Origin of the sequence: Sphingomonas sp. PvP056, assembly GCF_040549155.1 — a bacterium.
Taxonomy (GTDB): Bacteria; Pseudomonadota; Alphaproteobacteria; order Sphingomonadales; family Sphingomonadaceae; genus Sphingomonas.
In genome coordinates, this window is record NZ_JBEPST010000002.1 from 654,289 (window position 1) to 671,639 (window position 17,351).

Annotated in this window: 12 protein-coding genes; 1 reads left to right on the forward strand and 11 read right to left on the reverse strand. The window is 65.0% G+C overall.

What is annotated here, in order from left to right; genetic code table 11:
• Nucleotide 1: 1 nt before the first annotated feature.
• The 9 genes from ABIC17_RS07300 to cyoA all read right to left on the reverse strand — a co-directional run bounded on the left by ABIC17_RS07300 (nucleotide 2) and on the right by cyoA (nucleotide 11,366).
• Nucleotides 2–2,686, reverse strand: coding sequence for a two-partner secretion domain-containing protein (locus tag ABIC17_RS07300; RefSeq protein ID WP_354280459.1), 2,685 nt, complete (start codon nucleotides 2,684–2,686; stop codon nucleotides 2–4).
• A gap of 52 nt (nucleotides 2,687–2,738) precedes the next feature.
• Nucleotides 2,739–4,403: a ShlB/FhaC/HecB family hemolysin secretion/activation protein gene (locus ABIC17_RS07305; protein ID WP_354280461.1), complete on the reverse strand. Its 1,665-nt coding sequence runs from the start codon at nucleotides 4,401–4,403 to the stop codon at nucleotides 2,739–2,741.
• 336 nt (nucleotides 4,404–4,739) lie between these two features.
• On the reverse strand, nucleotides 4,740–5,273 hold the full coding sequence (locus tag ABIC17_RS07310; protein ID WP_354280463.1) for a response regulator transcription factor: 534 nt from the start codon (nucleotides 5,271–5,273) through the stop codon (nucleotides 4,740–4,742).
• Between the two features lies 1 nt (nucleotide 5,274).
• A complete protein-coding gene (locus ABIC17_RS07315; RefSeq protein ID WP_354280465.1) occupies nucleotides 5,275–6,576 on the reverse strand; it encodes an ATP-binding protein in 1,302 nt (433 codons plus the stop codon).
• The gene (locus ABIC17_RS07320) at nucleotides 6,573–7,277 is read right to left on the reverse strand and encodes an SURF1 family protein (RefSeq protein ID WP_502958420.1); all 705 of its coding nucleotides are present in this window, start codon (nucleotides 7,275–7,277) and stop codon (nucleotides 6,573–6,575) included. The genes ABIC17_RS07315 and ABIC17_RS07320 overlap by 4 nt, the downstream gene beginning before the upstream one ends.
• Nucleotides 7,274–7,675, reverse strand: coding sequence for a cytochrome o ubiquinol oxidase subunit IV (gene cyoD, locus ABIC17_RS07325; protein WP_354280467.1), 402 nt, complete (start codon nucleotides 7,673–7,675; stop codon nucleotides 7,274–7,276). The genes ABIC17_RS07320 and cyoD overlap by 4 nt, the downstream gene beginning before the upstream one ends.
• Nucleotides 7,672–8,295 (reverse strand): cytochrome o ubiquinol oxidase subunit III, encoded by a 624-nt coding sequence (gene cyoC / locus ABIC17_RS07330; RefSeq protein WP_354280469.1) that lies wholly within the window; start codon nucleotides 8,293–8,295, stop codon nucleotides 7,672–7,674. The genes cyoD and cyoC overlap by 4 nt, the downstream gene beginning before the upstream one ends.
• The gene (gene cyoB, locus ABIC17_RS07335; protein ID WP_354280471.1) at nucleotides 8,292–10,295 is read right to left on the reverse strand and encodes a cytochrome o ubiquinol oxidase subunit I; all 2,004 of its coding nucleotides are present in this window, start codon (nucleotides 10,293–10,295) and stop codon (nucleotides 8,292–8,294) included. The genes cyoC and cyoB overlap by 4 nt, the downstream gene beginning before the upstream one ends.
• A gap of 12 nt (nucleotides 10,296–10,307) precedes the next feature.
• Nucleotides 10,308–11,366: a ubiquinol oxidase subunit II gene (gene cyoA, locus ABIC17_RS07340; RefSeq protein ID WP_354280473.1), complete on the reverse strand. Its 1,059-nt coding sequence runs from the start codon at nucleotides 11,364–11,366 to the stop codon at nucleotides 10,308–10,310.
• Nucleotides 11,367–11,539: 173 nt separating this feature from the next.
• Here cyoA and ABIC17_RS07345 point away from each other — a divergent pair, with 173 nt between their 5' ends.
• Nucleotides 11,540–12,874, forward strand: coding sequence for an MFS transporter (locus tag ABIC17_RS07345; protein ID WP_354280475.1), 1,335 nt, complete (start codon nucleotides 11,540–11,542; stop codon nucleotides 12,872–12,874).
• A 102-nt stretch (nucleotides 12,875–12,976) separates the two neighbouring features.
• Here ABIC17_RS07345 and ABIC17_RS07350 read toward each other — a convergent pair whose 3' ends face one another.
• Complete coding sequence (locus ABIC17_RS07350; protein ID WP_354280618.1) at nucleotides 12,977–16,090, reverse strand: helicase-related protein; 3,114 nt, start codon at nucleotides 16,088–16,090, stop codon at nucleotides 12,977–12,979.
• 224 nt (nucleotides 16,091–16,314) lie between these two features.
• Nucleotides 16,315–17,280: a LysR substrate-binding domain-containing protein gene (locus tag ABIC17_RS07355; protein WP_354280477.1), complete on the reverse strand. Its 966-nt coding sequence runs from the start codon at nucleotides 17,278–17,280 to the stop codon at nucleotides 16,315–16,317.
• Nucleotides 17,281–17,351: the final 71 nt, after the last annotated feature.

The following is a 17,351-nucleotide window of genomic DNA, read 5'->3' on the forward strand; positions in this document are numbered from 1 at the left end:
GTCAGTTACGCGCCTGTTTGGCCGGAAGCACGACCGCCGAACGCGGTGCAGGCGTCGCATACAGCGGTGCGGTCGGTTGCTGCGGCGCGACCGGGACCGGCGGCAACAGCGTTTCCAGCGTCGGGGGAAGCGGCTGGGGAATGATTACGGTCGGCACGATCGGGGCATACGGACGCTCGGGCGGCTGGACCGGCTGTAGCAGGACCGGTGGCGCGTTCGGGAGGCGCGGCAGGACAACAACCGGCGGCACATTGAGCGGGGGCGTTTCGGCGACCGGTGGGACGAAGGTGACGGGGGGCGTTTCGACGACCGGCGGGACGACGACGGGCGGGGTTTCGACGACCGGCGGGACGACGACGACGGGAGGCGTTTCGACGACCGGTGGGACGGCGAAGACGGGGGGCGTTTCGACGACCGGTGGGACGACGACGACGGGGGGCGTTTCGACGACCGGCGGGACGACGACGACGGGGGGCGTCTCGACGACCGGCGGGACGATGACGACGGGCGGTGTTTCGACGACCGGCGGAACGACGACGACGGGCGGTGTCTCGACGACCGGCGGAACGACGACGACGGGCGGTGTCTCGACGACCGGTGGGACGACCACAACGGGCGGTGTTTCGACGGGCGGCGTTTCGACCGGCGGGACTACCACCGCGGCCGGCGTGATCGTTCCCGATGTCCGGAAGGTTGAAACGCAGCACGATCCTGCAAGTGCATATTGCGCGGCATTGGCACCCCCCAGCGAATAGCCGGAGAAAGTGATGCCGATGTTACTGCCGGCATCCGCACTGTCATAGACGGCGCTGGAATCAGGTCCTGCAAGCAGGGTGATACCGTCCGGCAAGCCGGTAACCGTCGTGCCGTTGAACCCGGCGAGCGTGGTGGCGGTGGTGCCGTCGGCGACCTTGGTGCTGCCGGGGAAAACGAGCATCCGTTGCGTCACCGACGCGCCAAGGCTGAGCGTGAAGAACCCCGAATAGTCGGTCGGTGCCGAATAGGAGACCGGGTTGTAGTTGATCACCGCCGCCGCGTTGGGTCCGGTGACGGTGACCGGCGCCGTACCCGGAGCGAAGCTCAGCGTGCCGCCGCCTACGCCGGGCCCCGTGCCCGAAGCCCCCGCGATGATCAGCAACCCCGGATCCAGCCCGAGGCTTTGCGCGGGAATGGTGGTGCCGCGCGTCAGCGTTATGGAGGCCGCGATGAACGCATCGACGCCCGCACACAGCGCGATGTTGCCGTCGGTCGTGGTGATCGCCGCGAGCACGTTGACGTTGCGTCCGGCATTCAGGAGATGGCTGCCGTTGGTCGTCGTAAGCGCGGCGTTGACGACGACGTCGCGTCCGCAACAGGCCACGATGTTTCCGTTCGTCGCCGAGACCGAATTGTTGAAGACGACGTCGCGTTCCGCGTTGAGCCGAAGCGTTGTCGTGCTGGGCGTCGCCGTCCAGGCGATCGCGTCGTTGACGATGATGTCGCCGTTGCCGGGGGCGGTCGTGCCGATCTCGGTCGTCGGTGGCGTTCCCGGGGTGGTGACCGTTCCGGTAGGCAGCGTGCTGATCGTGACGCTGTTGGTCACCAGCAACGCCGATAGCGTCGATCCGGAAATGTTGCCGCCCGCGCCGATGATGAAGTCCTGCGGATCGATCAGCCACAACCCCGTGGTGCCCGACGGTGCCGCGGTGGTGACCCGCGCAGAGTCGGCGATGGTCACGGTCGCGGCGGACGTTTCGATGAAGCCGCCATTGCCGCCGTCGGGTGCGCTCGCATCGAGCGTTCCGGTCAGCGCCAGCGACCCGTTCTGCATGTCGCCGAGCAGCTTGATTGTCCCGCCGCGCGTGTCGATCGTGTGTGCTTCAACGACCCCGCTGTTGTTGACGACGGTACCGAGCAGCGTGCCCGTACCTTGCGCGGTCATCAGCACGGTCCCGCCGTTCGCGCGGATCAACCCGCCGTTGCGGACCAGTGCGCCGACGGTTCCGGCGTCGACCACGACGTTGAGCAGGCCGTCGCCCGCGACGTCGAGCGTAATTGCTTCCCCGCCCGCCAGCGCAACCGTACCCAGTCGTGCGCTGATCGTGCCGTCATTGCCGACATGTCCGCCCAGCAAGGCGACATAGCCGCCATCGCCGGCGGTGATCGTCCCCTGATTGAGTACCGAGCCCTTGCCCGACCCGCTGAAAGCATATCGGCCCGCCATGAAGTCCGCGTCCGAGACGTTGAGCGTCGAGGCAACCAGCCCCGCAACGTTGACTTGCGACCCCACGCCGAACAGCACGCCGTTCGGGTTGATCAGGAACACCTTGCCGTTGGCGTTCAGGTTACCGAGGATTTGCGAAGCATCCGGCCCGGTGACGCGGTTGAGCGCGACGGCGTTGCTGTTCGGCTGGACGAAGGTGACGGTGTTGCCCGCAGCGATGTCGAAACTCTGCCAGTTGATCGCGGCGGCGTTGCTCGACTGGGTGACAGTGACGGCGTTCGTACCCGTCGCGATGGCAGCACTACCCGCAGTGACGGTGCCCCCGGTCGGGAGCGGTTGTGCTTGCGCATGGGCCTGTCCGGCAAGACCGATGGTGGCGGCGAAACCGAGCAGGGTTGCGCGGACGATACCGCGAAGCCCCGTCGTCTCGAGCAGGCGTTGGCGGCAGTGGCGTGTGGTGAAAGCATGTCCGATGGTGGTCATGATCGATATCCCGGAAAGAAGGAGCAGACGGCGCCGCGAGGACGCGCGCGCGTCAGAAGGTCTTGGCGACCTGGAACCAGAACTGGCCGTCACGATCGGGGGCGGAGGTTGCCGCGATGTCGCCGATCTTGCGCGCGTACGTGCCGCGCAGCGTGATATTCTGCGGTCCCATCCACGCCAGCCCAACGCCGTAGCCGCTGCGCTGCCGGTGGTTTCGCCCGGAAAACCACTTGTTCTTGGCATATTGGACGTGGCCGGTGTCGACGAACCCGATCAGCTGGAACTGCCCCGGAACGCCCCGCGTCCACTCGTCCAGCGTCAGCCGCGCTTCGGCGGTCGCGACATAGCCCTGGTCACCGAACGCTTCGCCTTCGGGATAGGCGCGGACGTTATAGGCACCGCCCAATTCCATCTTTTCCGACGGATCGAGATTGTCGAGCGCTACCTGTCCGCGCACCGCACCGTATAGCGACAACGGTCCGGACACGCTCTGCAACCGCGCTACGCTGAAGTTGAACTTGTTGAACGTCCCGTCGCTGCGCGCTGCCAGGGCATCCGCGGCGCGATCAAGCGGGGTGCGCAGGTCGAGGTTGCCGATCGTCCAGCCGATCGAAGCGACGTTGACGCCGCCCCCGCCCAGGCCATCGCGGCTGTTGCCGTTCAGGCCAAGCGTTGCGGTCTTGCTCATCCGGAACGAGCGGGCGTCGGTCAGATCGATGCGATCGTCATACCATTTCGCATCGAGTTCGCCGACCGCATAGAGATTGGCCGCGCGAGTCCGGATCAGCGGGTAGCTTGCGTATAGCGCGGCAATGTCGGCGGTGCCGTGCGCGTCGAGGCTTTCGAATTCGTGGCTGAGATCGTAGCGGAAATGCGCATAGGCCGCCCCGACGGTCAGGTTGCCGATCGGCACCTGCCACGATGCCCGCCCATAGGCCATGCCTTCGGTCGACGCGAGCACGCGCACGCCGAGCGTGTCGCCGAGCCCGGTCGCGTTGTTGAGGTTGACCGACCCGCCGCCGCGATACGCGCCGGTGTAGCGGTTGCCGGCATTATCGACCGACACGTCCCCGGTGATGCGCCGTCCCGGTGCAATCGCGACGTTGAGGTTGGATGCGCCGAAGTCGGTCCCGGGGGAGAGCGTGGACTGGACCGCCACCCCCGGAATGTCGGACAGGAGGAGCAGACGACGCTCGAGCGGTGCGGCGGCGACGACATCCCCCGTATCGATCCCGCGCAGGATGCGGCGCGGGACTCCGGCATTGAGGTTCGTCGCATTGTCGACCGATATCGCGCCGTAGCGTCCCTCCAGAACCGCGATCGTCACCGATCCGCCCTGCACGTCCTGCGCGGGCAGATAAGCTTGCGCGAGGAAATAGCCGCGCGCCTTGTAGAAGGCAGCCACGCGCGCCGCAGCGGCGCGAAGATCGGCGAGGTTGAGGTCTGACCCGGTCGTGATACCGCTCGCGCGGACCAGCGTTGCTTCGTCGTACAGCGTCTGCCCGCTGATACGCAGCTGCGCTACGCGGATGCGGACGCCCGTCGGATCGGCCGCTGCGGGTTTGGCGGGAACAGCGACCACCAGGCTCGGATCGTCACGGGAGGTCATCGGTGCCGGCGGGATCTGCTGGAGCTGACCCCCGACAGTCGGAACTCGTTGCGCCTGCAGGGAGGCGGTGCTCGCTGCCAAAGTCAGCGTCAGATAACCAAACTTCATACACACGTCCTCATACAAGACGGACAACCGCCGGACGCGCCGCTCCCAAATGGACAGGCACGCCGTAAACATCAGGATTTTCGAAGGTTGTCCGATTTTCGTATCGGGACAGGGTAACAACTACCCGTGGCAGTAATTGCCATCACGGTACTGATGGGCCGTGAGTCGTGTAGGTTTGGTTAAAAATCAGGCGATAAATAGCCTGTCATGTACATTTGTTAGGTTCGGAGATTTTGTCTGGAAACATTTTGGGTTGGCCAGCTACAACTGGCGCGAATCCAGGTCCGCCAAGTGATCACGGCACCGGCCTTATAACGTCGGTCGCGGCTCGACTGCCTAAACGACCCGGCGTTTTTCCAGTTTTCTGGCCAATGTCCGACGGTGCATCCCCAGCCGCCGCGCCGTTTCCGACACGTTGAAGCCGGTCGCCTCCAGCGTTTCGTTGATCCGTTCCCATTCGATCGTCTTGATCGACGTCTGCCGATTGCTGATCGGAACGTCCGCATCGCCGACGGTCATGCCGAACGCGCGTTCGATGTCGTCGGTATTGGCGGGCTTGGCGAGGTACGACGTCGCGCCGAGCTTGATTGCCTGAACCGCGGTCGAGATACTCGCATAGCCGGTCAGGACGACGATGACGGTGTCCGGATCATGCGCGCGCAATGTCTCGACGCAGGCGAGCCCGGAACTGCTCGCGAGTTTCAGGTCGACAACCGCATAATCGGGTGTGCGCGATGCCAGCACGTCGGCGAGTTCGGCGGGCCCCTCGGCGACGACGACCTCATAGTCGCGGCGCTGGAACGATCGCTGCAACGTACGCGCGAACGCGGCGTCGTCTTCGATGATGAGCAACAACGGATTGCCGGACATGTCAGTCCCTTCCCAGGGCGATTGCTGCCAGCGGCAGCCGGAACGTGACCTCGGCCCCACTGCGCGGCTGGTTGCGCGCCGTCAACGCGCCGTCGAGCTTGCGCGCGACATTGCTGGCGAGGAACAGGCCCATGCCACGGCCGAGCTCGGGCTTGGTGCTGTTGTACGGCTTGCCGATGTTGCCGAGCTGTTGCGCCGCGAAGCCGGGGCCGGCGTCGCGGACCGTCAGCACCACATCGTCGTCATCACGGGCGAGCGTGATGTCGATCCGCTGTGGGGAATATTCCGCGGCATTGTCGAGCATGTTGAACACCGCCTGCTGCAGAACGAGATCCGATACGATCGGAACGTCCGCGCCGAAGCGGTCGTCATAGGTGGCGTGGGCGAAGCCCCGCGCAGCGATCCAGTCGGCGACGACGCGGTCGACGAACCCGCGCACCGTCGTCGCGGCGGATTGCTCCCCGCGCGCGTCGCCCGACGACAGGAGGATGCTCGTTACGATCGCCTTGCAGCGATGGACTTCCGCCTGCATCTCCTCGATGTCGCGCATCAGTTCGGCGTTGCGGGCGACGGTCGGGTTGCGGCGCCAGTCGCCGAGGATCACCGACAGCGACGACAGGGGCGTTCCCAGCTCGTGCGCGGCCCCGGACGCGAGCATGCCGATCCGGACGATATGCTCTTCCTCGACCGCCTGCCGCTCGATATCCGCCAGCCGACTGTCCTGCGCCCGCAGGTTGGTGTTGATCCGGCCGACGAAGGCCACCAGCAGCACGGCGACAAGCGCGAAGCAGACCCACATGCCCTGGACGTGCAACGCGAACAACGACCGGTCGAAGTCGTGGGGCAGGGTGATCGGCCGATAGAATGCCGTCAGGAAAATGAACGACAGGCTCGTCGCGGCAACGATCGTCCAGGCGGACCAGCTTGCCAGCAAGACCGATCCAAGGACGACCTGCAACAGGAACAGCGAGACGAACGGGTTGGTCGCCCCGCCGCTGAAATACAGCTGCGCGCTGAGGCCGAGCACGTCGAGCAGCAGGCCACCGAACAAGGCGCCGTTGGTGATCGGCGATTCCCGCCGGAGCCGCAGCAGGCTGGCGGCATTGAGAATGACCAGCCCGGTCAGCACGCTGAGCATCGGCATCATCGGCAGGCGGATGCCGAACACCAGATGCGTCAGCAGGATCGTCGCCAATTGTCCCGCCACCGCCATCCAGCGCAGCTCGACGAGTTGCAGCATGTTGGCGTGGCCCGCGGTCTGTGAGACCGGCACACCGCGCCAGTTCGCCACGGTCGCGCTCATGCCGCGCGATCGTCGGGCCGGTGCCGTTCCTGGCGTATCCAATACACGAATCCGGCGGCGCACATGAGGGCCAGAATGAACCATGTCACCGCATAAACAAGGTGACTGTTGGGAAAGCGCACCACGGTCAGCCCGCCCACCGGCGCACCAGGGCGTTTATCGCCGGCGTCGGCATCGACGAAATAGCTTTGCGTGGGGCCGAGCCCCCGGTGCGCAGCAATCGCCGCAACGTCGCGTGAATACCAGCGGTCGGCCGCAGGCGCGTTGCTGCGCAGGAACCCGCCACCGGGTTCGCTCAGCCGGAGCAATCCGGTTACGCCGACCACACCGGTCGGGGGAGGGAGCGCCTTGCGGTCCGGGACATAGCCGCGGTTGATGAGCAATACCGATCCGTCGGCGCGCCGTAACGGGGTCATCGCCCAATAGCCGGGACCCCGCACGGTGGAGGCCTGAACGAAGGTGTCCTTACCCGCGACGTAGGTCCCTGTGGCCCGGACCCGCAGATAGGAATCGTTTTTGCCCGCGGTATCCGGCGCGGCGACCGGTGGAGCGTGGATGCGCGCTTCTACCCGCGCGATCAGGTCCAGCTTCCAGCTACGCCGCTGGACCTGCCACGTACCAAGCCCGAGCAGCGCCACGATCACGAGCAGCCACGCGATGATGACCGCGCCGCGTCGGATCCGCTGCCCGGACGTGGTCACCCCATCTGGCTCATGTCTTCGGTCGGCATCATGTTCGCGTTCATGTGATACATGACCCAGAGCGACCCGCTGAGCGCGATCCCGACGATGACGATCGTGAAGATCAGCGCCATGATGGACCAGCCGCCTTCGGCACGACGGTTCATGTGCAGGAAGAAGATCATGTGGACGACCATCTGCACCGCAGCAAACGCCATGATGATCAGCGCGGTCGCCTGATTGGTCAGCGTCCGCGTCATCACCAGCCAGAACGGGATCGCCGTCAGGATGACCGACAGGCCGAAACCGATGAAGTAGCTCTTGTACGAGCCGTGCGACTCTTCGTGCAGATGCGCGTCGTGATCGTCATGGCCATGGCCTGCGTGATCGTGCGCGGTGTGGTGGAGGTCAGCGCTCATCGCAGCATTCCCAGCAGATAGACAAAGGTGAAGACGCCGATCCAGATGACGTCGAGGAAGTGCCAGAACAGGCTGAGGCACATCAGGCGGCGCTGGTTGGCGGGGATCAGGCCCTTGACCTGGATCTGCACCATCAGCGTGAACAGCCAGATCAGCCCGAAGGTGACGTGGAGCCCGTGCGTCGCGACCAGCGTGAAGAAGGACGACAGGAACGCACTCTTCTGCGGGGTCGCGCCTTCATGGATCAGGTTGGCGAACTCGTAGAGCTCGATGCTGATGAAGGCCATGCCGAACAGCGCGGTGACGAACAGCCACAGCTGGGTCGAACGCACCTTCCCGTTGGTCATCGCGAGCATCGCGAAGCCGTAAGTGATCGAAGAGAACAGCAGCATCGCCGTGTTGACCGCGACCAGCGGCAGCTCGAACAGCTGCTTGGGGCCGGGGCCCCCCGCATAGCTGGTGCCGAGCACACCGTAGGTCGCGAAAAGCATCGCGAAGATCAGGCAGTCGCTCATCAGGTAGAGCCAGAAGCCGAGCATCGTGCTCGACCCCTCCGGATGATGCGGCTCCTCCGCCAGGTGGAACGTGTCGATATCGTAATCGGACGTGGACGCGCTCATGCCTTTGCCTCCGCGAGGGCCGCCGTACGGGCGTCCTCCTTTGCGGCGACGATCGCCTTCGGGATGTAATAGTCACGCTTGTAGATGAACGTGTGACCGATCGAGACGCCCAGGATGGCGACGAAGCTGACCGCGGCGAGCCACCAGACGTACCAGATCATGCCGACGCCAAAGGCGACGCACAGACCAGCGAGGATGACACCCGAGCCGGTATTCGAGGGCATGTGGATGTCCTTGAAGCCCGTGATCGGACGCTCATAGGCGCGCGTCTTCATGTCCGCCCACGCATCGCCCTGGTGGATGACCGGGGTAAAGGCGAAGTTGTAATCTGGCGGCGGCGACGAGGTTGCCCATTCGAGCGTACGGCCGTTCCACGGGTCACCGGTGGTGTCGCGCAGCTTCTCGCGATCGCGGATGCTGACCGCGAACTGAAGCAGCATGGCACCGATCCCTGCGGCGATCAGCAACGCGCCGATCCCTGCGATGATGAACCAGATCTGCAGGCTCGGATCCTCGAAGGTGCGCAGGCGACGCGTGACGCCCATCAGGCCGAGCACGTAGAGCGGCATGAACGCGAGGTAGAAGCCCACGACCCAGCACCAGAACGACACCTTGCCCCAGAAGTCGTTGAGGCGGAACCCGAACGCCTTGGGGAACCAGTAGTTGATCCCGGCGAAGGCACCGAACACCACGCCGCCGATGATGACGTTGTGGAAGTGGGCGACGAGGAACAGCGAGTTGTGGAGCACGAAGTCGGCTGGCGGCACTGCGAGCAGAACGCCGGTCATGCCGCCGATCGTGAAGGTGATCATGAATGCGATTGTCCACATCATCGGCAGCTCGAAGCGCACCCGGCCACGGTACATCGTGAACAGCCAGTTGAAGATCTTCGCGCCCGTCGGGATCGAGATGATCATCGTGGTGATGCCGAAGAACGAGTTGACGCTCGCGCCCGACCCCATGGTGAAGAAGTGGTGCAGCCAGACGAGGTAGGCGAGCAGGGTGATGACCATGGTCGCATACACCATCGAGGTGTAGCCGAAGATGCGCTTGCCCGAGAAGGTCGAGGTGACCTCGCTGAACACGCCGAACATCGGGAGGATCAGGATGTAAACCTCGGGGTGACCCCAGATCCAGATCAGGTTGACGTACATCATCGGGTTGCCGCCGAGCGTGTTCGTGAAGAACGCGGTGTCGACGTACCGGTCGAGGCTGAGCAGCGCGAGCACCGCGGTCAGGACCGGGAAGGCTGCTACGATCAGGATGTTGGTGCAGAGGGCGGTCCAGCAGAAGATCGGCATCTTCATCATGGTCATGCCCGGCGCGCGCATCTTGACGATGGTGGCGATCAGGTTGACGCCCGACAGCAGCGTGCCGACACCCGCGATCTGGAGCGACCAGATGTAATAGTCGACACCGACCCCCGGGCTGTAGCCGATCCCCGACAGCGGCGGCATGGCGAGCCAGCCGGTCTGTGCGAACTCACCGACGAACAGGCTCATCATGATGATCACCGCGCCTGCAGTGGTCATCCAGAAGCTGAAGTTGTTGAGGAAGGGGAAGGACACGTCGCGCGCACCGATCTGGAGCGGGACGACGTAGTTCATCAGGCCCGTCACGAATGGCATCGCGACGAAGAAGATCATGATGACACCGTGCGCGGTGAACACCTGGTCATAGTGATGGGCGTTGAGATAGCCTTCGTTGCCGAACGCCATCGCTTGCTGTGCGCGCATCATGATCGCGTCGGAGAAGCCGCGCAGCAGCATGACGATACCGAGGATCATGTACATGATCCCGATCTTCTTGTGATCGACGCTGGTGAACCACTCCTTCCAGAGATAGCCCCACAGTTTGAAGTAGGTGAGTGCCGCGAGCAGCGCGATCCCGCCGAGTGCGACGCCACAGAAGGTGGCGACGACGATCGGTTCATGGAGCGGCAGCGACTCAAGCGTAAAGCGGCCGAGGATCGGACTGACGTTGAGGGGTGAAGCTTGCATGGTACTGGCCATTTAGAGGGGGCGCTGCTTGGGCGTATTGGAGTCTTCGGGTTTCGAAGGCCCGCGTTGCGGGACGTCGGATGGGCTTTTCGGCGGTGCCTGCCCGGCGTCACGCGTCGTCAGCGGGGACGAGGTCCGTTTGCCTTCGGCGTTACCGCTGTTGGGCTTGCCTTCCATTGCCGCGCTGTCCTGCATGTCTTTCTTCATCATCTCGCTCATGCACGTCGTGCCGGGGCGGATGCACTGGTTGACGACGGCGCTGTAAATCGTCGGATCGACGTTGGCGAAGCGCATCACCGGAACCTTCTCCGACGGCTTTTCAAGCTTGAGATAGTCAGCCCGCGTCAGGTTTCCACCCGCCGCCTTGTTCCGCGCGACCCAGGCGTTGAAGTCGCCATCGGTCATCCCGTAAAACCGGAAGCGCATGTCGGAGAAACCGGCACCCGAGTAGTTTGACGAGAACCCTGCGTAATTGCCGGGCTTGTTGATCACCGCGTTGAGCTGGGTCTCCATCGACGGCATCGCGTAGATCATGCCGGCGAGCGTCGGGATGTAGAAAGCGTTCATCACCGACGACGAGGTCAGGCGGAAATGGATCGGCCGGTCGACCGGTGCCGCGAGCTCGTTGACGGTCGCGAAGCCATATTCCGGATAGACGAACATCCACTTCCAATCGAGCGCGATCACCTCGACCTCGAGCGGCTTGACGTTCGCCACCAGCGGCTTGCCCGCGGCGATGCGACCGATCGGGCGATACGGATCGAGCAGATGCGTCCCCGTCCACGTCACCGCGCCGAGGCAGATCACGATCAGCAGCGGCGCCGCCCAGATCAGCAACTCGAGCTGCGACGAGTGATCCCAGTCGGGATCGTAATCGGTCGTCTCGTTGCTCGCGCGGTACTTCCACGCAAACAGGCAGACCAGCCCGATCACCGGCAGCACGATCAGCAACATCAACGCGGTCGAGAAGATGACCAGATCGCGTTGCTGGAGGGCGACGTCGCCGGCGGGGTTCATGACGACCATGTTGCAACCGCCGAGCAGCAGCGCGAGCGCGCCCGCGGCCAGCATATTGCGAATCGGGCGACGGGGAATCGGGGTGTGACGTAGGGAGGGCATAGCGGCGCGCTATACACAGATGCTGCGCTGCGACATTGGACATTTTGTCCAATGCCATCGCGACATGGTATGAGGCATAGAAGCTGCAATGACCGATCGTCCCGCGGTCCAGGAAGACGCCAACGATGACTGTACAAACCGCATCCCATAATGCCGAACGCGATGCGCGTGCGATCAACGCGCGCCATGCGCACGGCGATGGCCATGTCGATCCGAATGAAATCGCGATCGGCGTCGTCATCGGCCGTACCTCCGAATTCTTCGACTTTTTCGTCTACGCGATCGCGTCGGTGCTGGTGTTCCCGGCGCTGATCTTTCCGTTCGTCGACCGGCTGACCGGTACGCTCTATTCGTTCGCGATCTTCGCGCTGGCATTCGTCGCGCGCCCGATCGGGTCGTTGATCTTCCTCTCGGTCGACCAGGTGCTCGGTCGCGGGACGAAGCTGACGATCGCGCTGTTCCTGCTTGGCGGGTCTACCGCAGCGGTCGCGTTCCTGCCCGGCTATGAGACGATCGGCGGCTGGGCGATCGTGCTGCTCGCGCTGTTCCGCATCGGGCAGGGCATCGCGCTCGGCGGGGCATGGGACGGTCTTGCCTCGCTGCTCGCGCTCAATGCTCCGGAGAACAAGCGCGGCTGGTATGCGATGATCCCGCAGCTCGGCGCGCCGCTTGGGCTGATCGTCGCGAGCGCGCTGTTCGCCTTCTTCCTGACCACGCTGTCGCCCGCCGACTTCCTCGACTGGGGCTGGCGCTATCCGTTCTTCGTCGCGTTCGCGATCAACGTCGTCGCGCTGTTCGCGCGTCTGCGTATGGTGTCGACGCCGCATTATGCCGCGATGTTCGAGAGCCGCGAGCTCGAGCCTTCGCATGTCATGGAGACGATCAAGAGCGATTGGCGCAACATCGTCATCGGTGCCTTCGCGCCGCTGGCAAGCTTTGCGCTGTTCCACATGGTCACCGTGTTCCCGCTGTCGTGGGTGCATCTGTTCACCAACCAGAACCCGGAGCGGTTCCTCTCGATCGAAATCTTCGGCGGGATCGTCGGCGTCATCGGGGTGATCGCGTCGGGGTTGATCGCAGACCGCGTCGGGCGTCGTTATCTTCTCGGTGTCACGGCGGCCGGGATCGCAGCGTTCAGCGGTTTCGCGCCGCAGTTGCTGTCGGCGGGGTATACCGGTGAACTGACCTTCGTGCTGATCGGCTTCGCGCTGCTTGGTGTGGCCTTCGGTCAGTCCTCGGGGGCGGTCGCGGCGAACTTCGGCAGCACGCGCCGCTATACCGGTGCCGCGCTGACGTCGGATCTGGCGTGGCTGGTCGGGGCAGGGTTTGCGCCGCTGGTCGGCTTGCTGCTTGCGAGCAACTTCGGGCTGATCGCGGCCGGCGGATACCTGCTGTCGGGCGCACTCGCCACGCTGATTGCGCTGGGCGTCAACAAGGAACTGGGTCGCCGGATTTCCTGATCCGCGTCGTCCAAGACCCTCTAAACGAAACGCCCCCGGCATCCGTGCCGGGGGCGTTCTTGATTCAGGCCAGGTCAGATCGGACCGTTGGGCCGTTCGGTATCAGGCGACCAGTTCCTCCAGCAGCGCCTGGACGCGCCCGGTGCGCGCGGCGTCTTCGGTTGGTTCCGTCAGCAGGAAGCGGCCGTTCTTCTCGACCAATCCGGCATCCGCCGTATCCGCGGTGAAACCCCGCCGCGGCGTCAGCGCGATCGCCGCCGCGCCCGCGTCGATCCGCTCCACCCGGGCATCGCGCGCAAGCAAGCGCACCCGCGCCCGCGCGAGCAGCGCGACTGCATCGTCTGGCAACGCCCCGAACCGGTCGACCAGCTCGTCCTCGAACGCATCGAGCGCGGAATCGTCGGTCACCCGACTGAGCCGGATGTAGAGCGACAAACGGACATCGTCCTCGGGAATCCAGTCGGACGGGAAACCGCCGGCGGCACCGAGATGAAGTTGCGGCGTCCAGCGTTCGACATCCTCGCCCCGCGCATGGCGCAGCGCACCGCCCAGCAGATGCTGATACAGGTCGATCCCGATCAGCTTGGTATGCCCGGCCTGGGTTTCGCCGAGCAGGTCGCCGGCACCCCGCATATCGAGATCCTGCGCGCTGATGTCGAACCCGGCACCCAATCGGTCAAACGTCGCAAGGGTACGCAACCGCTTGACGGTCCGCTCGGCGATCGCGTCCTCGGAATCGGTGAGCAGGATGACCTGCCCACGCCGGTTGCCGCGCCCGACGCGCCCGCGCAACTGATGCAATTGCGCCAGCCCGAACCGGTCGGCGCGCCACACCACCATGGTGTTCGCGCGCGGCACGTCCAGCCCCGCCTCGATGATGTTGGTGGCGAGCAGCACGTCACCGTCGCCGTCCGAAAACGCCACCATCACTTCGTCGATGTCGGTGGCGGGCATCTTGCCGTGCGCCTCGACAATCTTGAGGTCGGGGGCCGCGCGCCGCAGTTTCTCGCCGACGCCCGCCATGTCCTCGATGCGCGGCACGACCACGAAGCTTTGCCCGCCGCGTCCTTTTTCGCGCAGCAGCGCGGTGCGGACACGCCCTTCGTCATATTGGTCGAGACTGGTGCGAATCGGCTGGCGACGCGCGGGCGGGGTCGCGATGATCGAAATCTGCTGCAACCCGACCAACGCCATCTGCAGCGTGCGGGGGATCGGGGTGGCGCTCAGCGTCAGCAGGTGCACGTTCCCCGATCCGCGCAGGCGCACCTTGTCAGCGGCACCGAAGCGTTGTTCCTCGTCGATGATGACGAGCCCGAGGTTGGCGTAGCTGACGCCCTTCGCCATCACTGCGCCGGTGCCGATCACGACGCGGATCGATCCGTCCGCTAGGCCCGCCTTGGTTGCTTTCTTCTCGGCTGTACTGGAGAGTCGCGATAGCCCAGCGACCTTGATCCCGGCCGCATCGAAGCGACGCCGGAAGCTTTCGAGATGCTGGCGGACCAGCACCGTGGTCGGGGCTGCGACAACGACCTGATAGCCCGCGAGCGCGGCGATGCCGGCCGCTCGCAGCGCGACTTCGGTCTTGCCATAGCCGACATCGCCGACGACGAGCCGGTCCATCGGCTTGCCGCGTGCGAGATCGTCGCGCACCGCATGGATTGCGCGGGCCTGATCGGCGGTTTCGTTGAACGGGAAGCCGTTGGCGAACCGTTCATACGCAGCGGGATCAGGGGCGAGCACGGGTGCCTCGAGCGTCTCACGGGCTTCGGCCAGTTCGGTCAGGCCACGCGCACTTTGGGCGATGGCCGCATCGATATCGCCACGGCGTTTCAGCCACGACGATCCGTCGAGCTTGTCGAGCGTAACCGCATCGGCATCGGCACCGTAGCGCCAGATCCGGTCGGCGTCGTCGATCTCGACCAGACGCCGCGCGCCCCCTGCATATTCGAGCGCGATCAACTCGCCCGAGGTCGCCCCGATGCTCGGCGCGGGTTCGAGCCCGAGCACGCGGCCGACGCCATGATCCTCATGCACCACGACATCGCCGACGCGGATTTCGGCACCTCCGGCCAGCGGATTGGCGCTCCCCGCTTCGACATCGTCGAGCATCGCCCGGCTGCCGAGCAAATCGGACGCCGTGATGAGGACGAGCTTGTCGTCGACGAACCCGCAATCGACGGGCATTTCGACCATTGCGGCCTCCCCTGGGGCCAGGTCGCGGAGGTCGCTCCAGTCTTGAACGGTCGCAAATTCGACGCTCAGGCGCTTCGCCACCCGGCCGCGCAGGAAGCGCAGGTCGCGGCGGCTACCGGCCAGCACCAGCGCATGGTCCGCGAGCAACGGCTTGGTGAACCGCACCAGCTTGGCCAGCGGGGCCTTGACCTCGGCGAACCGCGGAACCGCGTCCACCGCGTCATCGAGCGCGATCGCCTGCCAGTCCTTGAGCGCTGCCTGCCAGTCGGCATCCTCGATCGCATCCACCTTGCCGGTTCCGCGCGCCGCGACGTCGCCAGCAAGCTGCACGAAGCGCAGACGGCGTTGGTCGGCCTTGTCCGCCAGCGCAATCTGGCCGGGCTTGAGATGCATCAGGATGGCGACGGGATCGCTCATCGGCGGTTCCGCCGCACGGCCGACTTCAAGGAAGTCCAGCGAGTCCAGCGTGCGCTGCGTTGCCGGGTCGAAGCAGCGGATCTCCGTGATCTTGCCGTCCACGATATCGATGCGCGCAGGCCGCTTGGCATCTGCGGGGAAGATATCGATGACCTCCCCACGGACGGCGACTTCGCCGGGCTCATCGACACGGTCGTCCGCGACGTACCCCAGGTCTGCGATCATCGGTGCGAACGCCACGACATCGATGGCATCGCCGATCCGCAGTGTCGGCGGTGCGCGGTCGAACGCTGGCGGGGCGGGATAGCGCCGCGCCGCCGCCTCGCCGCTGAGAATGAGCGCGATCCGCTCCCGTTTCTTTTCCGACTGCGCCACCCGCAGCGCATGGAGCGCGGCAACCCGCCGGCCCGCATTGGCAGGTGATGGAGGTGCGACATCGCCGGGAAGCGTGTCGCTCGACGGCACGAAATAAACGCGCGATCTGGCTACGACCGCTTCGAGCGCGCAGCTGATCGCCTCGGCCTGCTGATCGTCGTTGGCCAGGAAGATCAGATCGTCCTTCCGCAGCACTTCGGCGATGCGGGTTGCGAGATAGGCGATGTTCATATGGCTTTGCCGCTCTGTAGCGGGGGCAATTCCTGCCGTGCGGGCGTGCGCGGATCCGTCCTGGATCGGTCGATCATCGCCGCTACGGGCGCGATCCATTGGGCAATATGTTCCAGCGGGGTGTCCTTCGTCATTCTACCAGCGAGAAGGAGAACGCACCGACGGACGATGGTGGCATGCCGAGACGGAAAATATCCGCCTGATCCAGAGCAACTCCAGAGCAACTATTGCCGGGCGGCGAATTGCGCGATCAGCCAGCTGCGGAACAGGCTCACCGTCGGATCGGCGAGATCGTCGGCGCGCAGTTTTAGATAATAGCCGAACCCGTCGTCGATCGCGGCATCATAGGGGACGACCAACTGCCCGCTGGCGATCTCGGGCGCGAACATCGCGACGTCCGCGAGCGCGACGCCACCCGATTGCATCGCATAATGCGCGGCCAGCGATGCCGTGTCGAAGGCATGGCCACGGTTGATATCGAGCGCGATGCCGATCGTCTGCGCGAACGTGCTCCACAACAGTCCGCGCTCCTCGCCCTCCAGCGTGACGTGGAGCAAGTCGTTGTCGGACAGGAAGGCCTCGAGCGACTTGCCCGCATTCGCCTGCGCGAGTGCGGGGGAGCAGACTGGCGCGACGCGGACGAGCCACAACAGGTCGGTGATGCGGTCGTCGATGTTGGGCCGGTCGAACACGATCGCCATGTCGGTCTCGTGGCTCGGCATGCCGGTGACGGGCGAGCTCGAGACGTCGATGCGGACGTCGGGATAGGCGCGGTGGAAGTCGCGGATCATCGGCATGACGACCTGCTGCAACAGCGACGGCGGAATGTGGATTCGGATCGGGCGGCCGTTGAGCGGATCCTGGCTGACCGCGGCCATCGTCTGTTCGAGCAGATCGAACGCGCGACGCACTTCGGGCAGCAGCGTCGCACCCGCCGCGGTCAGGACAAGACGCTGGCCGGAACGGTCGAACAGTTTCTGTCCCAGCACGTCCTCGAGGCTGATGACGTGTCGGCTGACCGCACTTTGCGAAACATCGAGGTCCTGCGCACCCGCGGTGAAGCTCATCCGCTGCCCGACCGCATCGAACGCGCGCAGCGCATTGAGCGGGAGCCAGCGACGGTTGATGGTCTTGGACGCGGCGATCGCCTGTACTCCGGACGCGGGCGGGCGGTGGATGCCCGCGCGCATCAATCCGGTTTGTCGGCGAAAGGCAATCCCCACGAGCACGCTTTGCTGTGGTCCCGCTCTTGCGTAACCCC